General features: G+C 43.1%; 8 protein-coding genes and 1 pseudogene. All 9 read left to right on the forward strand.

Annotated features, from left to right (window positions below; translation table 11 throughout):
- Positions 1-196, forward strand: a pseudogene (locus tag VZ94_RS26280) (hypothetical protein); the annotation flags it as partial.
- On the forward strand, positions 193-1,002 hold the full coding sequence (locus VZ94_RS20795) for a PilW family protein (RefSeq protein ID WP_045780706.1): 810 nt from the start codon (positions 193-195) through the stop codon (positions 1,000-1,002). The pseudogene VZ94_RS26280 and the gene VZ94_RS20795, both read left to right, overlap by 4 nt.
- A gap of 40 nt (positions 1,003-1,042) precedes the next feature.
- On the forward strand, positions 1,043-1,204 hold the full coding sequence (locus VZ94_RS32975) for a PilW family protein (RefSeq protein ID WP_369126314.1): 162 nt from the start codon (positions 1,043-1,045) through the stop codon (positions 1,202-1,204).
- Between the two features lie 87 nt (positions 1,205-1,291).
- A complete protein-coding gene (locus VZ94_RS32980) occupies positions 1,292-1,384 on the forward strand; it encodes a hypothetical protein (protein WP_369126315.1) in 93 nt (30 codons plus the stop codon).
- 1 nt (position 1,385) lies between these two features.
- Positions 1,386-1,901 (forward strand): pilus assembly PilX family protein, encoded by a 516-nt coding sequence (locus VZ94_RS20800; RefSeq protein WP_157845002.1) that lies wholly within the window; start codon positions 1,386-1,388, stop codon positions 1,899-1,901.
- A gap of 15 nt (positions 1,902-1,916) precedes the next feature.
- Positions 1,917-6,659 (forward strand): pilus assembly protein, encoded by a 4,743-nt coding sequence (locus VZ94_RS20805; protein WP_045780708.1) that lies wholly within the window; start codon positions 1,917-1,919, stop codon positions 6,657-6,659.
- A 58-nt stretch (positions 6,660-6,717) separates the two neighbouring features.
- On the forward strand, positions 6,718-7,401 hold the full coding sequence (locus VZ94_RS20810) for a fibronectin type III domain-containing protein (protein WP_045780709.1): 684 nt from the start codon (positions 6,718-6,720) through the stop codon (positions 7,399-7,401).
- Complete coding sequence (locus tag VZ94_RS20815; RefSeq protein WP_045780710.1) at positions 7,364-8,137, forward strand: Lcl C-terminal domain-containing protein; 774 nt, start codon at positions 7,364-7,366, stop codon at positions 8,135-8,137. The genes VZ94_RS20810 and VZ94_RS20815 overlap by 38 nt, the downstream gene beginning before the upstream one ends.
- A gap of 19 nt (positions 8,138-8,156) precedes the next feature.
- On the forward strand, positions 8,157-8,256 hold a 100-nt coding region (locus VZ94_RS24865; RefSeq protein WP_131655669.1), incomplete at its 3' end, for a prepilin-type N-terminal cleavage/methylation domain-containing protein.

Here is an 8,256-nt window from a genome sequence, read left to right on the forward strand (position 1 = left end):
CTTATACGATTGGTTTAACCAAATTCGCGTTACCTTGCCAGGCTGCGCTAATGATGTAATAAATGGAAGCTGTGCCACAATTATTGCCAATGATGCTGGTAATGGCTACGTTATTACCATCAACTGGGATGAAGACCGCAACGGCGATATAGATGACCACGATGCCTCTTTCCAAATCAATGCACAGCTATTATGAAAACGACTAATATGCGCTTTTTTAACCAAAACGGTTTAACCCTAGTTGAAATCTTAGTGGCTATGGTATTAGGCACATTTTTAATCGGTGGCGTACTCGAAGTTTATTTAAGTAATAAACAAACTAGCCTAATGCAAAACAACTTATCTGAGCTACAAGAAAACGGCCGTGCTGCGATGAATATTCTTGCTAGGGACATTCGTATGGCAGGATTCCATGGAGACTTTTCTTTTAGAACAAATACAAATATAGTCGATGCCCTGCCTATCAGTCCAAGTCTCGATTCCATAGTCTCTGGTGTAGACTCAGGACAACCCAACTATTGGACAGCAGCCCAGCAAGCAGCTGTAGTTCCCGATACCGATGTTATTACCGTTATGTTTGCCAGGCCCTGCGGCGGTAAATTACAACCACCCGGTATGACTAACCCAAGTTCTCCTATTCCGATTTCTGCCAATGCTGCTAATAATTGCAATATTACTGCGGGCGATGCGGTATTTATTACTGATAACTCAAGAGCCGATATTTTTTTGGCAACTAACAACAACGCGACCAATATAACCCATGCTAGATTATTAAATACTTATGGCACAGGGGCAAATGCTGGCTCTGAAATTTTTCCTTATTTTATAAATAGTTATTATATCGGCATAGGCGCAAATAATCGCCCAGCCTTATTTAGATTTGACAATGTGCGTCCTGGACTAGGAGTTTCGGTACAAGAACTCATAGAAGGGATTGAAGATATGCAAATTTTATATGGCATCAACACCGATGCGGACATAGCGCCAAATTTTTTATGTTAACGCGGATGAAATTGGCTTAAATGCAAGAAATATTGTTAGTGTGAAAATTAGCTTGGTATTAAGTAGCTCTGACCAAGTCGCTCAGCAACCAACTCCTTACACGGTGAATGGTGTTACGATAACACCGAACGATAGGAGATTAAGGCGCGTTTTCTCATCAGTGCTTTACTTGCGTAACCGACTCCCGACTAATAACAGCTGATTGCCCTAGGTTATGACGATGGCGACTATAACAAAACAAAACAGTATAAATCCTAGATATAGGTTACAGGAACAACGCGGCGCTGTTATGGTTGTTAGCTTAGTGCTACTAACCGTATTAACACTAGTCGGCATAACAAGCAGTCAATTTTCTGCCCTAGAAGAAAAAAATGGCAGGTAATATGCGTGATTATAATATCGCACTACAAGCAGCTGAAGCCGGCATTCGGGATGCCGAGCAAGACATAACAAACCAGATGAATCCCAATCATCGTTTTTGTAAAAGTAGTGGTTTTGCACCTGACTGTGGTTTTACAACCGCACAAACTTCCGACGATGGTTTATGTACCAACAATGGAGGCTATTCCCCAGATGTCAGAACCGCGCTAACCAATGGTTTTTGCCCAACGCCTCCCCCTAACGCAAACATCGCTGTCGTTTGCCTACCGGCAATAGCAGACCCTTTTAACGGTCCTCCAAGTGTCGTTTACGGCACATTTACTGGCGCAAGACCGTTACCGCAAGTATCAGCCCAGCCTAGGTATTTAATTGAAGCTTATCAATCTCCAACACAAACCGCTGGAAATAAAATTCCTTTCTATTATTATCGAATAACCGTAAAGGCTCAGGGCCTAAACCCAGCCACAGTCGTTTGGCTACACTCAGTGTTTAAAATCCCAAACCATTCTCAATGCTAAGTAACGAGACTGCTCATGAAATACGCGAAACTTGGTTTACTCGCTTTACTCGGCTATAGCTTATCAACGCCAGTATTAGCATTAACGTTTTCTCAAACACCGTTATATATTTCATCTACAGAGCCGAGAGTCATGATTGTCTCATCGCGCGATCATCAACTGTCGATAAAAGCCTATACTGACTATTCAGACATTAACGGCGATGGAAACCTAGACATTACCTACACTGACACCATAGAGTATTACGGCTATTTTGATGCTAATAAATGCTATGATTACTCTAGCAGTCAGTTTAATCCAACTGGTCCCGTCAGCACGGGAACTCATCAATGTGACGGCACTAAGTGGAGCGGAAATTTTTTAAATTGGGCTAGCATGACGCGCATGGATGTAGTTAGAAAAACTTTTTACGGCGGCTACCGCTCCACTGATACCACAGGCGCAGCTGGTGTGACGGTACTCGAAAGACATTTTTTACCCGTCGATATTCATGCATTCGTTAAAGTCTATAATCCTGGCAGTTCAGCCACTCTAAACTATTATGTACCTTCAAGCATTGTGGGTTCTAACACATCATTGTCATTTTGTAACGTTTCTAATTCTACCAACACTAATTCGACTGGCACGTCTGCTTTCACTATTCCTAACCCACTGATTAGAGTCGCCGCAGGTTCGTGGCCACAATGGGACTCATCAGAAGTAACTCAATGTGCTACCGGATCAGGCACCCGACCAAGCAGTGTTATTGGTGATTATGTCGCACGGGTAAAAGTCTGTGATTCAACTATAGGCCTAGAATCAAATTGTAAAATCTATACCCATCCGACGACAGGCGTTCAAACCATTAAACCTATTGGCTTACTTCAGCAATACGGCGATGTCAACGTCGATAAACGTGTTCGCTTTGGTTTAATGACCGGTAGTTATTCAAAGAATAAATCGGGTGGCGTCTTAAGAAAAAACGTTGGCTTTATCGCCAATAACAACAATTATGATGTCACTAGTAGCAGTATTTGCGGCAATAACAATTCTAGTGATGAAATCGATGTCTGTACAGGTGCTTTTATTAATCAAGGCAGCTCACAAGCAGGTATCATCAATACCTTAAACCGCCTACGCATCGCCGGATTTAGATATAACAGTAGTGGCGGTAATGCCAGCCATCAATACAGTTGTAACAGCCCTGGTATTCTGACATTTAGTAATGGACAATGCGTTGATTGGGGTAACCCGCTCAGCGAACTATACCTTGAAAGCTTACGCTATTTTGCTGGCGTAGGTGTAACTAGCACGTTTAATACCGACGACTCAACCTATTTAGCTTCACTGCCACAACTCACCTGGAACGACCCACTGCCCTCTAATGAATGGTGTGCCTTGTGCAATATTATCGTGTTATCAACAGGGTTAAACTCATTTGATACTGATCAACCAACCACTGAATTGGCAAGTTTTACGCCAACGGGTGGAAGTACAGCTATCAACGCTATCTCACTCACCAATACCATCGGCGGCGCTGATTACGAAAATATAAACGGCCAATCCTATTTGATAGGCGATAATGGCAGCACCGCTAATAAACAATGCACAGCTAAAACAATCACTAACTTAGCTACTGCTCGCGGTATTTGTCCTGAAGTACCCGGCATAGAAGGTGGATACAATATTGCAGGCCTTGCGTATGCTACCAAATCGATAGATTTAAGACCAAACTATGCTTCTAAACGCAATGATCGCTGGGGGGCAACGGGTATCAATAAAGATTGGGCATTAAGACAGCCCATTACTACTTACGCTGTGCAACTTGCCGAGTCGTTACCAAGCTTTAGCATACCCGTAGGCGCTAGCGGCAGCATCACTTTTCTACCTTCTTGTCAGGCCAACAGCACAGGCAGTGCTCCTGCTTGGACATCAACAGCTACAGGTTGGCGTAACTGCTCTTTGACTAACTTGTTTGTTAATGATAATGTTGCCATGTCGGATGTAGGTACAGATACTTCAGCAAAATCAAAAACCTGTAGTGGCAATGGCACGACCTCCCAATGCTTTACTATCGCTTGGGAAGACTCAACCTGGGGTAATGATTATGATATGGATGTTATGCAACGACTAGGTTATTGCGTAGGCTCCGCGTGTAGCACATTTAAAATGCTTTGTCCTGATACATCCTCAGCGTATGCGACCATTGGTCCCTGGACAGGTATAAGCTCTAGTCAAATCGTTATCGCTACTTGCGCCATGCAAGCCCAAGCGGGTCACGCATTAACGTTCGGCTACACGTTAACGGGCACCACAGCTGACGGTCCTTATTATCCAATTCTGCGTCCAGGCGGTAGTAACTTTAACGTCGGTAGCACACGCCCATCCGGTGTCACAGCAGCTAACAGCAGCACTTATAACCAAGGCTCCTCGACTGCTAAGCTGTTAGAAAACCCGCTATGGTATGCGGCAAAATACGGCGGTTTTATTGAATCGAATCCAACATCGGGCACACCTCAGCCTGACCTAGTATCAGAATGGGATACCCAAAACAACTTAACGGGTGCTGCAGGTGCTGACGGCCAACCCGATAATTATTTTAATATTCGCAACCCTGCTAACTTAATAAAAGCGTTGAGCAATGTGTTTGATCGTGCTTCACAACCCGATGCATCCTCATCTTCGGTCGCAACTAACTCAACTAACTTAAAAGTAAAAAGTCGCATTTACCAAGCGAAATTCTCCAGTGCGGATTGGAGCGGTCAATTAATCTCCTATAAGATTAACACGACACCTTTAATTACATTCGATGAAGAATGGGATGCTGGAGAACTCATCAATTCGTTAAGTTCTCGAGTTATCCTAACAAAAGGTGCTACCGGTGATGGCGTCGCATTCGACTACGGTAATTTAACCACTAGCCAGCAAGCTTTGCTGAATCAAAACGAAAATGCTACTGTCGACGATTGCGGTGAGGAACGAGTCGCCTATTTGCGCGGCGATACCAGCAACGAGGGCTCAAGCAGTCAAACGATGAGTTGTGGGGTCAGTACTGTGACGAGATTTCGCAAGCGGAACTCTAGCATCTTAGGTGATACGGTTAACTCGAATCCATGGTATATCGGGCCGCCATCAGCAGGGTACTCGGACGCTAGCTATGCTGGCTATAATGCATTTAGACTGCTTCATAAAGACCGCACCCCGATGGTATACGCAGGAGCAAACGATGGTATGTTGCATGGCTTTAATGCTCAGCTAGATTTTAGTAATGACGAAATTGGCGTTCCTACAGCAGATGCTGGCAAAGAAAAGCTTGCCTATGTCCCAACAGAAGTTTATAAAAATTTACCGCGTTTAAGCTCTCAGACTTACAACAAAAACCACCGCTATTTTGTCGATGGTTCACCGATGTCTGCTGACGTCGATCTTGATTCTTCAGCAACAAACGATTGGCGCACGGTATTAATTTCTGGCATGAATAGCGGCGGTAAGGGCTATTTCGCTTTAGATGTAACCGACCCAGCTACATTTTCTGAAAGCGGCGCTAGCCCAGCAAACACATTGCTTTGGGAATTTAATGAAGCTGATATGGGTTATGCATTTAATCTACCACCTGTCGATTTATTAACCAACGATGCTAAACAAATCGTCAGAATGGCTAATGGTAAATGGGCGGCAATCTTAGGCAATGGCTATAACAGTAGCTTAGGAAAAGCAGTGTTATACATTGTCTTCATCGAAGATGGTATCGATGGTACTTGGGCATCATCAGACTACATAAAGATTGTTGCTGATGCTCCTGTTAGCCAAGATAATGGCTTATCAACGCCAATACCCTTTGATTCGGACGGTGATGGTATTGTAGATACTGTGTATGCTGGCGATTTAAAAGGCAATATGTGGAAATTTTTAGTCGGTCCAAATTATGATGACGAAACTGATCAGGCGACAGCCTCGGTAACGAGTTCGCCGGCCACGTGGAAAGTTGGATTATCGGGTAATCCTTTGTTTATCGCAAAAGACAGTGGCGGCAATATACAGCCTATCACCACACCGCCTGAAATCACGAGCCATCCTGTAGGAGGACAACTCGTATTGTTTGGAACCGGAAAATACTTAGAAACGTCCGATAACACTAACACATCTACGCAAACATTTTATGGTATTTGGGATAGAAACAAAGCCAACGTTACAGTCGGTAACCGCTCATCTAGTCTATTAGAACAAACAGTTACCGATACTGAAACCACTAGTGGCGGAACATATAGAACCATTAGCCAAAAGCAAATTAACTGGCGACCATCATCTGGTGGTTCAAACGCTGATTGCACGGGTTCATGCACACCCACCCACATGGGTTGGTTTTTAGATTTACCAACTGTTAAAGAAAGGGCGATTGCAGTACCTAAGCTAATCAATGGCATCATATTTTTTAATACCTTAGTTCCCTCGACTGAAGTATGTGATGCGGGAGGTACAGGCTGGCTGATGTCTCTTAACTACGAGAGTGGCGGACAAGTGACTACCCACGCTATTTATGACACCAATGCAAGCGGAAGTATCAATAAGGACGATCAACAAAAAGGAGGACTACAGATTGGAGCAGCTGTTGGTGGTTCCACAATAATTCAAAATCAAAATCTTAGCAACTTAGATGCATCCAGTAATGTTGGTCTAGCTGTTCAATCTCTAGCAGGCGGTGTTGTTACAGGTTTAAGCATAGATCTTGGCCCTAAAAATCTAGGCCGAACCAGCTGGCATGAGCTTATCCAACAATGAGCCTAGTCTCACAAGCTGTTCTAAATCTATTACTTATATTATTTAAGGGGAATATAGCGTGAACTTAACCAAACCCACTGAAATTTCAAATATTATTTTATTCGCATGTCTGTTAGTGCCTATTACTGAAAACGCCAATGCGGCTACCAAATTATCTGCTTATCCGATTAGTGGACAAGTTTCGTTAAAATGGTCTACGACAGCGAATACAGCAAATTATCAGTTATGCTATGCAAACCAGCCAATAAAAGATATGTCTGTTTGCACAAGCTATACTAATGGTGTATCGATTTTGTCGAAAGCGAATAAATATACAGCCACTAAATTGACAGATGGTACGACTTATTATTTTAAGATTGCCGCATTAAACGAAAACGGCGATATTTTAAGTAGCAGTAAATCTTTAGCAATTATTCCTCAGCCTCTTCTTAATGATACGGGTATTTTAAAAACCCAATGCTACCAAACAGCCAGCAATATCTTAATTAATTGTGACGATACTGCGGCTAAAAACCTAAGCACCAAACAAGACGGCATGATTGGCAGTGATGCAAATGGCATTATCAATAGCGACGCAGATGGTTTTAAAGGCTTCAACTTTACAAAAATTGACAGCGCGGGTAAAGAATTACCCAAAACGGCTAAGGTATGGTCTTGTATTAAAGACAATGGCACGGGTTTAGTGTGGGAAGTAAAAACAGCGGATGCTGGCCTACGAGACAAGCAAAAAAGTTTACACTAATTACACCACCGCTTCTGGAATTTCAACAGATGCTAACGTTTTCGTCCAACAAGTCAACGCGCAAGGGCTATGTGGCGCAACCGACTGGCGTTTGCCTAAGGCACATGAGTTACAAAGCTTGCTCAATTATAGTGTTGCTTATCCAACCCCAATGATTGACAGTGTATTTTTGCCTAATAGCCTCGGTACTCAATATTGGTCTTCATCACCCAACACCGATAACGCTGATTATGCCTGGTTTGTAAACTTCAGTGATGGCAGGGTTAGCAATAGCGATAGATTTCGTCAATATGCTGTTCGCTTAGTACGTGGCACACCTTATGTGCCAGCAACCCGCTTTACCGCATCAAGTGATGGACAAGAAGTAACCGACAACAAGACGCGTTTAATTTGGCGCCGTTGCAGCGAGGGCTTAACGTGGAATGGAGCTACTTGTACCGGTACTCTACAATTTTATAATTATGAATCTGCATTAACACGCGCAGTTACCGAAGCAAGCGCTTCATCAAAAGCCTGGCGTTTACCAAACATTAAAGAGTTAGCCAGCATTTCTGACATTGCCAGAAATCCTGATCCAGCAATTGATTTAGCCGTCTTTCCGGGTACTCCGTCAGAAAGATATTGGGCTTCGACACCTTTTTTTAACAAATCCCGCATTCGCTTGGTATGGCGATTTCTACGATGGTTACCTGAACTATTCGTTACGCACAAGCAACTTTGCTGTTCGATTAGTTAGAAACTAAAACTTAGCGATTATGAACAAAGCGCAACAAGGTTTTACCTTAACAGAACTGTTGGTTACCGTTTCAATGATTGGTATTTTATCGGCGATTGCTATTCCAAGTTACATTATAG

Origin of the sequence: Methylocucumis oryzae, assembly GCF_000963695.1 — a bacterium.
GTDB lineage: Bacteria > Pseudomonadota > Gammaproteobacteria > Methylococcales > Methylomonadaceae > Methylovulum > Methylovulum oryzae.